This window comes from Rhizobium fabae (assembly GCF_003985135.1).
GTDB classification, from domain to species: domain Bacteria; phylum Pseudomonadota; class Alphaproteobacteria; order Rhizobiales; family Rhizobiaceae; genus Rhizobium; species Rhizobium pisi.
Genome location: NZ_ML133645.1, coordinates 27,778 through 42,649 on the forward strand (window position 1 = coordinate 27,778; position 14,872 = coordinate 42,649).

Below are 14,872 nucleotides of genomic sequence, written 5' to 3' on the forward strand. Positions count from 1 at the left end.
CCTTCCCGTCATTCACCTATCCCCAAACAACACGCTCAGAACTCATCCCACTGCCCGCTCGCCAGCGCGGCATTGCCCTGCGTCTGGTACGCCCTGCCGACCTTGGCCCTGAGTTCGCGCGCCGGAGAGCCCGCATCCGCGGGCTTTGCCGGCGCCGGCCGGCGCGCCTGAAGGGCGGATGTCTTTTCGATGTTGAATTGGCTGAGCATCTCGGCGATGCGGCCGATCTCGCGCACCAGCGCGTGGCTTGCGGCCGTGGATTCCTCCACCATGGCGGCGTTCTTCTGCGTGCCCTGGTCCATGGCGTTGACGGCCATGTTGATCTCGGCAAGCGCGGTTGCCTGCTCGCGCGCGGCTTCGACGATCGAGCCGATGTGGCGGTCGATCTCCTTGACCTCGTCGGCGATGACGGTCAGCGCCTCTCCCGTCTCCCCGACCAGCGAAACGCCCGTCTTCACATGCTCGCCCGAGGTATTGATCAGTGCCTTGATCTCCTTGGCGGCCTTGGCCGAACGCTGGGCAAGCTCGCGCACCTCCTGGGCAACGACGGCAAATCCCTTGCCGGCCTCGCCGGCGCGCGCGGCCTCGACGCCAGCGTTCAGCGCCAGCAGGTTGGTCTGGAAAGCGATCTCGTCGATGACGCCGATGATGCTTGATATTTCGCGCGAGGAGCTGTCGATCGCATCCATCGCCGTGACCGCCCGCTCGACGATCCGGCCGGACCGTTCCGCACCGGTGCGCGCCTTGGCGACCAGATCGCCCGCCTCTTCCGCGCGCCGGCTGGAATCCTTGACCGTCGTGGTGATCTCTTCGAGTGCGGCCGCCGTCTGCTCGATCGAGGCGGCCTGCTGCTCGGTGCGCCTGGCGAGGTCGTCGGCGGCCGAGCGGATCTCCTGCGCTCCCGCGTTGATCTGCGCGGCAGCGGAATCGATCTCGCGGATCGTGCCCGTCAACTGCTCGAGCGCGTTGTTGAAATCATCGCGTAGCCGGTGATAGGCGGCGGGCAGCTCATCGGTGATGCGGTAGCTGATATCCTTGGCGACGATCGCGGCCATCGCCTTGCCGAAACAATCGCTCACCAGCTTCTGTTCGCTCGCGATCGCTTCCGCCTGCGCCTTCTGCTTGGCGATTTCGGCCTCGTCGATATAGACGGATATGGCGAGATCCATGTCGAGCATCGCCGCCTTGACCAGGCTTGCCAGCGCCTTGCCGAACTCCGCCGGCTTCATGCTCTTCCGGGAAAACATCCCCTGCGGGAACATCTCCTCGACGGCGCTCCGGATCAGATGATCGACGATGATGGCGTAGCCGCCGATATACCATCTCGGCTCCAGGCCGATGCGGGCGTGCACGGTGCCGATGGTGCGGACCTTGCCGACGTAATCCTCGCTGAAATTGCCGTCGGAAATATGGGCCCAATGGCCCAGCTGGGCGCCCTTGGCCCGGGCGATGTGATCGTCGGAGGAAAAGAAGCGTTTGACTTCGGGGCTGTTGCGCAACTGCGCATAGAATTTGTCGAGACCATGCGGCAGTTCCCGCGCGATCAGAGCTTTCAGTGAACGGATGCCGGCGCGCCCCTCTTCGTCGAGCCCCATGAATTCGAGGCGGCGTTCGATGTTCTGGCCTTGCGCGGCGGCATCAGCCTGCCCGGAAGCGGCGCGCTGATGAGAGTGGAGACCGGTATGCGCATGGGAATTGTTCTGCATTGATGCCCCCTTGGAAACGGAATTCGGTAAACGATGCGGAGCGGGAATCCATCCCCGAAACCCTTGTTCCTGCAGCCTGTCATGCAGTCCCACGCCCGTCAGCTAAGATCGAATTGATGGCCCTATGGTTTCCAAGAGGTAAATGGCCTCGACAGGCCGGCACTCTTCGTGCGCGCATTGGATAGAAGTGCCGGTTTCGGATATCGTCTCGGCGCAATGCTTCCGCTACAAGAGATGATCGTCCGATCGGATGCTATACAGACTGCAAAATGAGTTGCATTTCAACAACTTAGATCCGCACCCGCAAGTTGCAGCAACTCACCCTTTTCGTTCGCCACGCCTCCATCGAAATCGAGTTTTGCTCGAGATCGGCGCCAACTTGGCAATGGCGTCCCGTTGAGATCCGGCGACGTCATCCGCGCCGGCGGCTCCACCCATATCAAGCGCGCGGCCCAGACTCCGCTCGACATGGTTCTCGAGGTGACGCGACGGCAAAAGGCCGGGGCGATGGAAACCAAGGCATCCCCGGCCCGAGCGGCGCCTTGGCGCCAGATCAAGCGACGCCGGCCAACCGCAGCAACTCGTCATTCTCGTCTGCAACACCCTCCGTCAGCCGGGCGGCGGCGATCGGGGCAAGCCAGGCCAGGATGGCGCCGACCTCGGCGCCTGACATCGCCGCATAGGTCTCGACATAATCCATCGCCCGCTCCGGCAGCGCATGGCGCAGCAGGAGGTAGGTCCGGCAGACATCGGCCAGCGGATTGCCGCAGCAGGCGTCGAGCCAGTCGACGATCATGGCCACGCCATGAATGTTGAAGGGGTGAAAATCGCCGTGGCAGACCCTGTCGCCGTCGGGAAGAGATTCCAGTTCCGACAGAAGCCGGTGTTTCAACGAAGCATCCAGGCCCTCGGCCCGCCGGATCCCGGCCGAAAGCCTCGCCGTCAAAGACGGCAAACCATCGCCGGACTGTTGGTGAAGTCTCCGGTGCAGCTGCGCCATCTCCTCAAACGGCGCACTTGCCGTCATGAACTGTTCGGCAAAACAGGAACCGGGCGCGCGGTCCATCACCACGCCCCAACGCCCGTCGAACTCTCCAACCGCATGAACCTTTGGTGCCGGCAGCGAAAGCCTTTCGACGATCGCAAGGTTTGCCCCCTCCCTGAACGCCGACGCCTTGGCGGCGGCGTGCTTGTAGAGCTTGAGCGCCAGCGCGCCATATTCGAAGACCTCAGCCTCCTTGCCCGAGCCAAGCAGCCGGCCGATTTCGGTCATTGCGGTGCCTCCGGTTTCTGAGTTCAGGGCAACTCGCGGGGGACGCCACGAGTAGCACCGGCGACTGTCATTTCTCCTTATGCGTCAGCGGAACAGACTTCGGTTCCGATGCGATAGGACTCAATCCTAACTCCTCCGCTGAATTCCGGGGAGGTCGGCGATCGGGCAAACAAAAAGCTGGTCTCGGGGCATTGTCCATCAAGACCACATATTGCTCAAAGGATGGAATGAGCCTGAGCTTGACGGCCTTTTCGAAGCAGACATCGACATTATGCTTGCCCTTCAGGCATCGGTTGACGGATTGGATTTTGTCACGAACGTCGGGCTCTACATATTCGCCCATGAGATCATCCGTCATCATTCCGAATCTGCGCAAATCCTCGGCGGCGGCCTTGTTTTTTCGGGCATACATCCTCAGCGTCACCATATTATCTACCAGGTCTTGCGGTGCGCCTCTGCTGAACGGGAAGTATGATGGCGGAATAAGCGATGCGACATAAATAGCTTCCAAAAGTCCCGCAACGGCTTCAGAATTTCCCTTGCGCGCCTCTTTCCAAATCACTTGCCAAGCTTGCCCGCAATCGCCTTTGCGAATCAATCTTCCCGCCTCTTTTTTCCAAACCTCCAGATTTTCCTCGTTCGCAGCGGCGATTGCGGGATGCGATGGGAAAAAGCCGGCAAGTAACAAGATTGAAATGAATGGCCCCATCAGAAAACGTCGAATGAAACCCTGCATGATAATTTCTACTCCCCCAATAAAATTTCCCGTCGCGCACCTGAAGTCATAGAAGTCTTTATGTTTTTGCTGCGGCGAAATTCGCCGGTCCCAAATAGATTCCTCACCGCCCCAAAACTCTTGCCAAGCCGAGGCAAAACCCACCACCTCCACGCGTCATCCCCTTGCCGCACACCCGTCTGCCGCCTATCCTCCGGCCGGCGGTCGCGCTCCGATTCAGGAGCTGCATTTGGGGAACCGCAAGGGATTGACGATGCTTCGTATATTGACCGGATTTTTCAGCCTTCTTCTATTGTCCTGCCTCGCCTCGCCGGCTCTTGCTGCGGACAAGATCTGCCCGCAAAGAGAAACGATCCTCGCCTTCAGCGATATCGTGCTTGCCGATTGGGCCACCTTCGCGCCAACGGCTCCTTACAGGTATGGTGCCGAGGCCGCCTATCTGAAGATCCGCTATACGCCGCTTCCCGACGAGCAAATCCCCATCCTGCTGGCAAACCTGCTTCAGCAAAACAAATACGCGTCCGTCGACGATCTCGCCGGGGCTTGGTACTTGCACCATTTCGGCTACAAGGCCATTCAAGTCTCGGCTGGCGCGAAATTCGACCAAACCTTTTCGGGTATTGGCATATCCGGCATCCGAGCATTGCTGCTGCAGGAAGGCGGCGAAGAGGTGCTGATGAAGCATTTCGCCGCTACTCCCTTCATGCCGCTCGACGATTCGGGCCAAGCGTTCACTGTTGAGGGCGGCATCGTTGCCGCTGCCATCGCCGATCAGCCGGACGAATTCAAGGAGAGGGTCGTCCAGGCCGCGGAAGCCCACGGCTTGAATGATATCGCAAACTCCGTCTCCGCCAGCGAAACCGATCCCTCGGCATGGGACCGCTTCATGGCGCGCGGCAGCGCAAAGGACGATCCAGACAAGCTCGCCTACTACGCCAATTTTACACGGGCCATGGTTGGCCACCCCTGGGTCAAACCGGCTAAATCACTGCAGGAGGAACGATTCCAGCGGATCATGGCGGGCGCGGGATTCGAGCCCGAGGAGAGCTTTCTTATGCATGCGAGGGCAATTGATGGCGGGGATGAGATCGCTGCTCTCATTGCCGGGCGTCTGGTGGAGCCGATCCTGCTTCACGGCGTGATCAGGAGGAGCGGCACGATGGATGCCGCCTGGCTGTTCGAGTATCGAGCTGCCGTGGCGCTCGCCGGTCCGTCGGCGGTCGAGACTGCTTTCGACGCCAGACCCTATGACGGCAATCGTTACGTCAGGACATCAGCTGCCTTCACCATCCGCGACGTCATAGATCGCCTGCTCGCTGTCGAGGCGCTGCAGCCTTATCTCACAGGCAAAACGGATGCCATGCCGCCCAAACCCGAAGGCATGTCCGACAAGATCAATTGGCCACGCTGGACAGAGATGGCCACCAAGGTTCGCGATGGCGCTGTCTCGCCGACTCTCGCCGCTGATCTCGAAACCTTCGGCATCGTGACGGAACTTCTCCTCGCCAAGGGCGATCAGGAGGCCTTGCGGGCCTTCGTCCAGCAGGCGCCGAGCGGAGAAGCTCGCCTCTCCGTCGCCAACGATTTCGCCATGCGCCTCGACCGCGCCTGCGCCGCCTATCTCTACCACCCTGGCGAAGCCTTCACGCTCAACCGGCGTCCGATCTTCAAATTCGATACGCCATGAAGGAATGGGCTGTGCCAAACAGCCGAAGCAGGAAATACGCTGCCGGGCGGCAATGCTCAGTTAAGGGGATAGATCATGCGCCTTAACCAAGTGACTGTTACGATGGCTGACCTGGATGCGGGTTGGAACTTCTACTGCACGCTCGGTCTGAAACCCGTCGTGGACGCCCGCCCCCGCTATGCGCGTTTCGTCTGTCCTGATGGCGACAGCACCTTCTCCCTCCATCAGGGCGAAAGTGGCGGCGGCGGAACCACGGTGTATTTCGAGTGCGAGAACCTGGACGAGACGGTCAGCCGACTGAGCAGTGCCGGCCTTCGCTTCGCGAGTGGACCTGAGGATAAAAGCTGGCTCTGGCGCGAGGCGGAATTATCAGATCCCGGCGGCAACCGTATCATCCTCTATTATGCCGGACAGAACCGCATCGAGCCGCCCTGGCGGGTGGATGCGCGATAACACGGAGACCGCCGCGCCTTTCGTGAAAGCGCGACCTTAGACCGATCCCACAGCAATGAGAGGTTGTCATGTCTATCGCTACCTTGCCTGCGCCGCCTTATTATGTGGTCTGCTTCTCCTCGCAACGAACGGAGGTCGAAGACGGCTACGGTGAGATCGGCGCCGTCATGGTGGACCTGGCGAAACAGCAGTCCGGCTTTCTCGGTTTCGAAAGCGCCCGCCGGCCGGATGGTTTCGGCATCATCAACTCCTATTGGCAGGATGAGGAGAGTATCCGGGCCTGGAAAGCCGTCGTCGATCACGTTGAAGCCCAACGCCGGGGCCGCGCGGATTGGTACTCGCGTTACGAAATCCGGGTGGCGCTCGTTCAGAGAGCCTATGGATTCGATGGAATGTACGCCGAGGAGTAGTCTTTCGCACCGGATGGGAGGTCGTGATGTCCGATCACTATGAGGTTCTTCAAGTCTGGATTACCGGCCCGACGATACCAGTGGATTTCCGCATCACCGGATGACGGCGGGCTCCCACGCCTGGCAACGGAGCCGACGTTCCCAAATGGAAAGCAGCGCCGGGCCAAATGGCAGGCGCTGCCTCCCTCGCGAAAGGCGGTGCGTCGATCGTAACGTCTTACTTCTGCGGCTGCGCCGGCGGCGGGGTGCCGATCTTTTCCAGGACCTTTTTGGCCAGAGCCGGATCGCTCTGCACGGCCGTCAGGATCGACGAATATTCCTCGACGGAGATGTCGTGAGAGGCTTGGACCGTGTCGACCATCTGCTTCTTGGCCTCATCCTGCAGCTTTTGCTTGGCAGCCTCATCCTTCGTCGCGTCGATCTTGGCCGAATATTCCTGCCTGACCTTGTCGACCTGCACATAGGCAACGGCAAAGGCTTGGAGTTTCTGATCGCTGACCGGCGCGGCCGCGCCGCCGCCCTGTCCCTGCACTGGCGCCTGGCCTTGGGCGGGCTGCTGCGCCTGCGCCATTTCAATGGCCGATGCCGGGCTGAATGCAAGAAGGCTGAGCACCGCGGCGGTCATCGTTGCGAGGGATGTATAACGAGTGATCATTTTCATTCCTTTTCCCGTAAATTGAACGGCGGCAACACCGCCTCGGTCGATCGCTCAGCCTCTCACAGGCTGGCGAGGTCGCGACGATGAAGCCTGAAATGGGCTCGATGCGGCGATAACGGGGTTATTTGCTGACGATTGAGCGGCGGCTTTGTGACCGGCGCCCGGAACTCAGCGACTACCGCGCAAATCTCCTTGCCCCGGCCACGCAAAAGATGACGGCGACCGTCACGCCGAGCATCGCCCACGTCACCGGCTCGTGCAGCAGGGTGGCGGCGAGTGCCAGGCCGAAGAAGGGCTGGAGCAACTGGAGCTGGCCGACGGCGGCGATGCCGCCTTGCGACAGGCCGCGATACCAGAAGATGAAGCCGATCAGCATGGAGAACAGCGAGACGTAGCCAAGGCCGACGAGCGCCGGCGTCTCGATCCCGGCGAAGCTCGCCGGCCGGTAGAGAAAGGCGACCGCCATCATCACCGGCAGCGACAGCACCAGCGCCCAGGAAATTACCTGCCAGCCGCCGAGCGTGCGCGACAGCCTGCCGCCCTCGGCATATCCGAGGCCGCAGACGAGGACGGCCGCCAGCATCAGGAGATCGCCGGCCGGCGAAGCCGTCAGCCCTTGCGCCAGGGCGAAACCCGCCACGATCGCGCTGCCGAGAATGGAGAAAATCCAGAAGGCCGGCTTCGGCCGTTCGCCACCGCGGATCACCCCGAAGGTCGCCGTCGCAAGCGGCAGAAGGCCGATGAAGACGATCGAATGGGCTGATGTGACATGCTGCAACGCCAGCGCCGTGAGCAAGGGAAAGCCGACCACGACGCCGAGCGCGACGACGGCAAGAGAGAGGATCTCGCGCCCGGCCGGCCGCTTCTGCCGGAAGACGATCAGCAGGCAGAGCGCCAGCAGCCCGGCGATCGCAGCGCGCGCGACCGTGAGAAAAACGGGATCGAACTGCGCCACCGCCACCCGCGTCGCCGGCAACGAGCCGCTGAAGATCACCACCCCGATCAAACCGTTGACCCATCCTGCCGCAATGCGTTCCATCTTACGCTCCATGGTGCGCCTGCACGTCCCTCCAAGGCATGACGCCCAAAACCTGCAGCGACCCTTGCGAGAACGAACATGCGCGAAAACAATGATCTAAGACGCGTTACCTGAATCGGTTTCGCAGCAACGCGCGACAATCCTTATCCGCCAGCACGGATGGTCATGACAGTGACGGCCTGATACGGTTTGGCAAAACTGTTATGGTTCGGAAAGCAGTACGGATGAACGAAGAGATGGCAGGGCGCACGCGCGTTGAGACTGTGATGGCGACGATCCGCCAGCGCATCGCCGGGCGCAGCCTGACGCTGGGGGCAAGGCTGCCCTCCGTGCGGGGTCTCGCGGCAAGCATGAAGCTGTCGACCTCGACCGTCGTCGACGCCTATGAGCGCCTGGTCGCCGAGGGCGCCATCCTTTCAAGGCCGGGCTCCGGCTTCTATGTCGCCAACCAGGCGGCGCCCTTCGCGCTGGCCGAGGTCGGGCCGAAGCTCGACCGGGCGGTTGACCCGTTCTGGATCTCGCGGCAATCGCTGGAGGCTGATGAAACCGATCTCAAACCCGGATGCGGCTGGCTGCCGCCCTCCTGGCTGCCGGGCGATAGCATGCGCCGGGCGCTGAGAACGCTTGCCCGCGCCGATGGGGCGGCCCTTGCCGATTACAGCTCGCCGCTCGGCCTGCCGCCGCTGCGCCAGCTGATTTCCCGCCGCATGGGCGAACGCGGCATCGAAGCCTCGCCGGATCAGATCATGCTGGCCGATTCCGGCACGCAGGCGATCGACCTCATCTGCCGTTTCCTGCTCGAACCCGGCGATACCGTGCTGGTCGACGACCCCTGCTACTTCAACTTCCATGCGCTGCTGCGCGCCCACCGGGCAAAGATCGTCGGCGTGCCCTATACGCCGTCAGGCCCCGATCTCGAGCGTTTCGCTGAGGTCGTGGCCGAGCATCGGCCGCGGCTCTACATCACCAACTCAGCCATCCACAATCCGACAGGCGCAACGCTTTCCCCGGTCACGGCCCATCGCGTCCTGAAACTCGCCGACCAGTTCGATCTCACCATCGTCGAGGACGATATCTTCGCCGATTTCGAATATACGCCGGCCCCGCGCCTTGCCGCCTTCGACGGGCTCGAGCGCGTCATCCATATCGGCAGCTTCTCCAAGACGCTCTCGGCCTCCGCCCGCTGCGGCTTCGTCGCCGCCAAACCCGAATGGATCGACGGCCTCACCGACCTCAAGATCGCCACCTCCTTTGGCGGCGGCCGGATGACGGCCGAGCTGGTGCTGAATGCCTTGAGCGACGGCGGCTACCGCAAGCATATGGAGACGCTGAGACACCGGCTGGCCCGGACGATGGGCGAGGTCTCAGTGAGACTGAAGGGCCTCGGCATCACCCCCTGGCTGGAGCCCCAGGCCGGAATGTTCCTCTGGTGCCGCCTGCCCGACGGCATCGATGCCGCTGACGTGGCACGGGCGGCACTCAAAAAGCGGATCGTGCTTGCCCCCGGAAACGCCTTCAGCCTCTCGCAGTCGGCGACGAACTTCATGCGGTTCAACGTGTCGCAGACGCTGGATGCCAGGGCGTTCGAGGTGTTGGGGGATGTGTTGGGAAAGACCGCACGATAAAGCTTACGCGCTGGATCTCTACAAAGACGCGAAGACATCAGAACGACCGAAAGGTCATGCCGAGTGGCACCCCCCTCTGCCCTGCCGGGCATCTCCCCCACAAGGGGAGAGATCGGAAAGAGGCCATGCCTCGCCCTGAATTACGGCCCATGTGACGGCCAGTTGTTTGGGGAAGCCATCGCGCCCAGCCAATCTCCCCACCTGTGGGGGAGATGCCCGGCAGGGCAGAGGGGGGTGCCACACGGCACGCCCCACCCCATCAAAACGACCGATTGACCGCCTTGTCGTTCTCCAGCCGCGTCACGCAGCCTTCCAGCTTGGCGAGCAGCAGGTCGAAGTCGAGCGGCTTGGTCAGATAGTCCGCAGCCCCGGCGCGATCGCCGCCGGAAATTCACCGCTGTCGGTGTTACGCTCATCCGATCAAGTGAAGATTACCCATTGTCGTCTTTGTGGCGTGTATCGCCACTGAGATGATCAGAACCACATAATCACGGTTTGCCGATTGATCTGCGGACAGCGTCAAGCTGTCCGGAAAGTCATTCCGAGTGAATCTTGCTCTCGCCAGGAGCCGATCTGTCGTCACACTCACTGATGAGATCAAGCTATCTTTCTCAAGCAGAACAAAAAAGGGATCTTCGTCCGATGCTGGTGTTTCAGGCAATTGCGATTGGCTCGTTGGGATTTGGAGAGCATCAAAAAGGGTCTTGAGCCTGTTGTCTATGTCCGTATCGACTATGAGGCCACCTGCTTTGCCGGGCCGCAACATTAAGACGTCTAGAGAGCAGTGGGTAAAGTTCTCATCACTTACAAGCGGAACCCAACGGTAACCCCATTTGCCATTGCGGTCAGCAATCCGCTGAAACGCAGGAGCGGTTTCATCGTTCGCGTAGTCCATCCATTCATTTAAATTTCCGTCGACTCGCCAGAGCTCTCGGAATTGTTTGTGAAACTCGCGGCGAATGTCGTGTTTGTGGCCTGGGCGTTTCGAATTATTACCCGAGGAATGCAACTCACCTTCATAAAACAACCTAAATCTCACTTACCCGCCCCTCTCATCGTATTTAGCTTTCGTGAGGCACAACCAATTCAATTTCCTATATCGGACGGAGCTGCCAGCACGCGGATTTCGGTATAAGATATAGTGCAGTCTTCTTTCGCCTAACTGCTCCCCTTATCGGGCGAAAGCCTCGAACGGATTGTCGTGGGTCAGGCGTATCAGGGTCCCGTCGTCTATGCCCCGCCGTTTCAGCTCGGGTAGCAGGACCGTGGAAAGATGGGTGTACGGCTTGGGTGTCCCGCCCATCGGCAGCGCCGGATCGAACCAGCCCCGGTCATGGCTGAGCAACAGGCGGTCGCCGCAGCCCGCCTCCAGCGCCTTGATCACCAGCTCGGCCACCTCCTTGTCCTCGCCGCGGCCGACATGGTCATATTCGATCCAGGCGCCTCGCTCGGCAACGGCAACGTTATGGGCGAAGTCCTTTTCTTCCTGCGTGTGGATCGAGATGAACCTGTCGGCCCGATAGCCTTCCGCCTCGATGACGTCGAGCTGATCCATGACGACCCGTCCCTTGATCGTATGGCTGCCGATGACGGCGTCCGTCTGTGCTGCGGCGCGCGCGGCCGCCCGCAGGATTTTCGTCTCGAGCGCCGTCATGCCGTCATCGCCGGCACTGAGCTTGATCCAGCCTGCCTGGAACCCGGTCTCGTCGATCTGCTCCGTCAGCTCGCGCAGCATCCACGCCTCCAGCTCCTGCTCGGAAGCATGGCGGACCCATTCGGGAATCCAGGGTTCACGGTAGTTGCCGGTGGGAACGACGATCGGAAAATCGGTTGCAAGCGACACGGCAAGATCGATATCCGCACGGCGTCCGACGCCGCCCGTCGAGCACTCCACCAGCGCCGTCACCCCGAGCTTCTTGATCCGCTCGATTTCGGGCGCCATCAGCCGAACGACGTCTTCGGTGTTGGCTTCGGCATAGCCGGGCTGGTCGGGCGTTCTGAGATCGACGAAGACATGCTCGTGCGGCAGGATCATCCCAAGTTCGGATTTGCTCTTGGGCCCGAGCGTCGTGCGCAGATGTTTCAAACTCTTCCCCCCGGTCACGTCAGCTCTGCGTCCAGCCCCCCGCTGGCGCGAAGCCTCGACACTGCCGCGAAACTAGATCGCCAAATGATGAAATCAATCGTTCACTGGCAGAGAGCGGCTGCGCAAGCGCTGTTTGGATGGGGCCTGCCGTGCAGCCCCCTCATCCGGCTGCCGCCACCTTCTCCCCGAGGGGAGAAGGGATTTTGTCGCAGCGCCTCGTCTTACTCTAACGCTGCCGCTGAAAATATGCGCGACAGCGCGTCATTCCCTTCTCCCCTCGGGGAGAAGGTGGCCCGAAGGGTCGGATGAGGGGGCTGCATGGCATGCCACCCAAAATAGCGGATGCAAAGATTCACCCGCACGCACCGCACTCACGGCCGGCGCACGGCGCGGATCTTGCCGCTGCCGCCACCGCCGCAGAAGAAGCGGTCGGCGCCGTCGGATTCGAGGCCGGAGACGCCGAAGCCTTCGGGCATGTCGAGCCGTTCCAGCACCTCGCCCGTCTGGGGGTCGATGCGCCTGACGTCGCTTTCGTCGCCTTCCCAGGTGCCGTGCCAGAGCTGGCCGTCGACCCAAGTGACGCCTGTGACGACGCGGTTGGATTCGATGGTGCGCAGGATCTTGCCGGTCTCGGGATCGATCTGATGGATCTTGCGGCCGCGATGCTGGCCGACCCAGAGCGTGCCCTCGGCCCAGGCGAGGCCGGAATCGCCGCCATTGCCGGGCGCGGGAATGGTGGTCAGGATCCGGCCGGTCTTCGGGTCGACCTTGTGAATAACGGCCTCGGCGATCTGGTAGAGGAATTCGCCGTCGAAGGCCGTGCCGGCATGGGAGGCGACCTCGATGAAGCGCACCACCTCGCCGCTGTCGGGATCGAGCGCGTTCAGCCTGTCGCCAGAGGCGAACCAGACGTGCCGGCCGTCGAAGGTGACGCCGTTGACGCGGTCGGCCTCCGGAAAGGGTCCATATTCACGCAGGATCGTCGCAGCCGATTTCTTCATTTCTTGCTCCTTGTGGGTTGTCTCATACTAGTCGCTCGGCAGCGGTCCGGGGAGTAACAAGATCGTCGGGAAACCGGAGAGCGGCGGGCTCATCCAGCGCCGCGCCCGCCCGCGCCCGATCGCCTGCACCTTGTCCTCGCCGGCGAGCGATTCCAGCGCACGCTGCACGGTGCGGGGGCTGGCGCCAAGCGCGATCGACAGCGCCGAACTCGACCACGCCTCGCCATCGGCCAGAAAGGCAAGCACCGCCGCATGCGGCCCTTCGACGAGCGGCGCGAGCACCGCGATCTCGCCCGCGCCGCGCGGCAAAAGCGCAAAGCCGCGCTTCGTCGCCAAGACCTCGGCCAGCCCGGCAAGCTCCGCCCGCAGCCGGCCGATCTCGACGCGCAGCCGGGCGCGATGCGATTCGTCGGCGTGTTTGCCGCGAAAGGCGCGGGCAATCAGCACCCCCCGCGCCACATCCCCCGGCCAGGCTTCGGCAAGCGCGCGGGCGAGCGCAAAAAGCACCGGCCGGCTCGCAAGCGGCACGACCGCACCGTCCGCGCGCACCACATGGCGGCAGGCATCGACGACGAGCGTGCTGGAAAACAGTTCCTCCACCTCGGCAAGCCGCAACGGGCGCTCGTCCCCGCGCGAAACCAGCCGCGCCGCCGGGAGGTCGAGCACGCGGGCGGCGGTTTCGACCTCGGCCGTCAGCACGGGCATACCGGCTTGGCGCGCCGCAAACCCCGCCCGGTCGAGTGCGGCCCGCGCCGCCTCCGTCCGCAGGCGGCGAACAGCGATGCCGGCGGCGACAAGCTCATGGGCGGCCCGCAAAGGCGGCGGCAGCGGCGTCGGGTCGAGACGGCCAAGCGCCCGCTCGGCTTCATCAAGCCTTCCGATCAGCACCAGCCGGCGAATGGCGATATTGCCGGCATGGGCGGCATTGACCCGGTCGCCATGCGCCTCCAGAACCTTGGCTGCCGCATCCAGCGCCTTCGGCGGCCAGGTGAGATCGCGCGAAACGAGCGCGATCTCGGCCTCGGCGACGACGCAGCGAGCACGCGCCACCGCCTCCCGCGGCCCGAAGGCGCGCGCGGCACTTTTCAGCAGCGCCTTGGCGCGGACGAGATCGCCGAGCTGCGCCATGGCGATGCCGCGCAACGCTAAGGCCGGCGCGTCGTCACGCAACGCCACCCGTTTCAAGGCACCCAGCGCATCGCCCGATGCCAGTGCGCGTGCTGCGGCCGTAATCAGCGAGTCCATTCAAATCCCGTCACACTTGTCACTCCCGCCATCCGTCCGCCCGGCCGTAATCTCCTCTCGACCGGCAGCAATCGTGCCGGATGCTACGACGATTGACAGGCAAAGGAGAAGTCCCATGACGATAGCACTGAATGCAACACGCCAGGAATGGCTGGCGGCAAGACTCGATCTGCTCGAGGAAGAGAAGGAACTGACCCGGCGAAGCGATGCGCTGGCGGCCAAACGCCAGCAATTGCCCCGCGTGAGGATCGACAAGCAATATCGCTTCGACACCGAAGGCGGCGATGCCTCGCTGAAGGATCTCTTCGGCGGGCGCTCGCAGCTTCTCGTCTATCACTTCATGTTCGGGCCGGATTACAGTGTCGGATGCCCCTCCTGCTCCACGATCGCCGACGGCTTCAACGGCTTCTTCGTCCATCTCCAAAACCACGACGTCGCCTTCACCGTGGTCTCGCGCGCGCCCCTCGAAAAGCTTCAGGCCTTCAAGCGGCGCATGGATTGGAGCTTCCCCTGGGCCTCTTCCGCCGGCAGCGATTTCAACGCCGATTTCAGCGTCCTGTTCACGCCCGAGCAGCAGCGTGCCGGCGGCATAGAGTATAATTACCGCCGCGAACCGCCCGCCCCCGAGCCGCTTGCGGGCAAGACGGTCGGGGAATGGCAGAGCCGCGACGACGAAGGACCGGTCGGCCAGATCGCCGCGATGACCGGCACCGACGTTCCCACCTATACCCGCGACCGGCCCGGCGTCAGCGCCTTCGAACTCATCGACGGCGCCGTCTACCACAGCTATTCCACCTATGCGCGCGGGCTGGACGGCATGTGGGGCATGTACCAGTGGCTCGACCGCGCCCCCAAAGGCCGCAACGAAACCGGCATCTGGTGGCGCCACCATGACCGCTACGGCACGGAGTGACGGTGATGGCCTTTTCCCACCACGCGAAAGGAGGCGGCGA

At 62.7% G+C, this 14,872-nt stretch carries 14 protein-coding genes and 1 pseudogene; 5 read left to right on the top strand and 10 right to left on the bottom strand.

From position 1 onward, the window contains the following. Window positions 1-35: 35 nt before the first annotated feature. From EFB14_RS00155 to EFB14_RS00165, 3 genes are all read right to left on the bottom strand, one after another. Window positions 36-1,706: a globin-coupled sensor protein gene (locus tag EFB14_RS00155; RefSeq protein ID WP_126821703.1), complete on the bottom strand. Its 1,671-nt coding sequence runs from the start codon at window positions 1,704-1,706 to the stop codon at window positions 36-38. A gap of 553 nt (window positions 1,707-2,259) precedes the next feature. Continuing rightward, on the bottom strand, window positions 2,260-2,979 hold the full coding sequence (locus EFB14_RS00160) for a phosphotransferase family protein (protein ID WP_126821705.1): 720 nt from the start codon (window positions 2,977-2,979) through the stop codon (window positions 2,260-2,262). Window positions 2,980-3,046: 67 nt separating this feature from the next. Continuing rightward, window positions 3,047-3,868, bottom strand: a complete 822-nt coding sequence (locus tag EFB14_RS00165; RefSeq protein ID WP_126821707.1) for a hypothetical protein — start codon at window positions 3,866-3,868, stop codon at window positions 3,047-3,049. Between the two features lie 100 nt (window positions 3,869-3,968). Here EFB14_RS00165 and EFB14_RS00170 point away from each other — a divergent pair, with 100 nt between their 5' ends. The 3 genes from EFB14_RS00170 (at window position 3,969) to EFB14_RS00180 (ending at window position 6,265) form a co-directional block, all read left to right on the top strand. Continuing rightward, the gene (locus tag EFB14_RS00170; protein WP_126821709.1) at window positions 3,969-5,402 is read left to right on the top strand and encodes a hypothetical protein; all 1,434 of its coding nucleotides are present in this window, start codon (window positions 3,969-3,971) and stop codon (window positions 5,400-5,402) included. Between the two features lie 75 nt (window positions 5,403-5,477). Next, the gene (locus EFB14_RS00175; RefSeq protein WP_126821711.1) at window positions 5,478-5,855 is read left to right on the top strand and encodes a VOC family protein; all 378 of its coding nucleotides are present in this window, start codon (window positions 5,478-5,480) and stop codon (window positions 5,853-5,855) included. Window positions 5,856-5,923: 68 nt separating this feature from the next. After that, window positions 5,924-6,265, top strand: a complete 342-nt coding sequence (locus EFB14_RS00180; protein WP_126821713.1) for an antibiotic biosynthesis monooxygenase family protein — start codon at window positions 5,924-5,926, stop codon at window positions 6,263-6,265. Between the two features lie 217 nt (window positions 6,266-6,482). On the opposite strand, the gene EFB14_RS00185 is transcribed toward EFB14_RS00180, so the two are convergent. After that, window positions 6,483-6,920, bottom strand: a complete 438-nt coding sequence (locus EFB14_RS00185; RefSeq protein ID WP_126822581.1) for a DUF4168 domain-containing protein — start codon at window positions 6,918-6,920, stop codon at window positions 6,483-6,485. Window positions 6,921-7,098: 178 nt separating this feature from the next. Then, window positions 7,099-7,962, bottom strand: a complete 864-nt coding sequence (locus EFB14_RS00190; protein ID WP_126821715.1) for a DMT family transporter — start codon at window positions 7,960-7,962, stop codon at window positions 7,099-7,101. A 203-nt stretch (window positions 7,963-8,165) separates the two neighbouring features. On the opposite strand from EFB14_RS00190, the gene EFB14_RS00195 reads away from it, so the two are divergent. Continuing rightward, window positions 8,166-9,587 carry an aminotransferase-like domain-containing protein gene (locus EFB14_RS00195; RefSeq protein WP_126821716.1) on the top strand — a complete coding sequence of 474 codons (1,422 nt, stop codon included), beginning with the start codon at window positions 8,166-8,168 and terminating at the stop codon, window positions 9,585-9,587. A gap of 259 nt (window positions 9,588-9,846) precedes the next feature. Here EFB14_RS00195 and EFB14_RS00205 read toward each other — a convergent pair. From EFB14_RS00205 to EFB14_RS00225, 5 genes and pseudogenes are all read right to left on the bottom strand, one after another. Then, window positions 9,847-9,969, bottom strand: a pseudogene (locus tag EFB14_RS00205) (response regulator); the annotation flags it as partial. Window positions 9,970-9,999: 30 nt separating this feature from the next. Continuing rightward, window positions 10,000-10,614 (bottom strand): hypothetical protein, encoded by a 615-nt coding sequence (locus tag EFB14_RS00210; protein ID WP_126821718.1) that lies wholly within the window; start codon window positions 10,612-10,614, stop codon window positions 10,000-10,002. Between the two features lie 144 nt (window positions 10,615-10,758). Further along, window positions 10,759-11,673 carry a phosphotriesterase family protein gene (locus EFB14_RS00215; protein ID WP_126821720.1) on the bottom strand — a complete coding sequence of 305 codons (915 nt, stop codon included), beginning with the start codon at window positions 11,671-11,673 and terminating at the stop codon, window positions 10,759-10,761. A 371-nt stretch (window positions 11,674-12,044) separates the two neighbouring features. Beyond that, a complete protein-coding gene (locus tag EFB14_RS00220) occupies window positions 12,045-12,674 on the bottom strand; it encodes a Vgb family protein (protein ID WP_126821722.1) in 630 nt (209 codons plus the stop codon). Window positions 12,675-12,701: 27 nt separating this feature from the next. Further along, a complete protein-coding gene (locus EFB14_RS00225) occupies window positions 12,702-13,919 on the bottom strand; it encodes a helix-turn-helix domain-containing protein (protein ID WP_126821724.1) in 1,218 nt (405 codons plus the stop codon). Between the two features lie 115 nt (window positions 13,920-14,034). Here EFB14_RS00225 and EFB14_RS00230 point away from each other — a divergent pair, with 115 nt between their 5' ends. Beyond that, window positions 14,035-14,832, top strand: coding sequence for a DUF899 domain-containing protein (locus tag EFB14_RS00230; RefSeq protein WP_126821726.1), 798 nt, complete (start codon window positions 14,035-14,037; stop codon window positions 14,830-14,832). Window positions 14,833-14,872 lie beyond the last annotated feature (40 nt).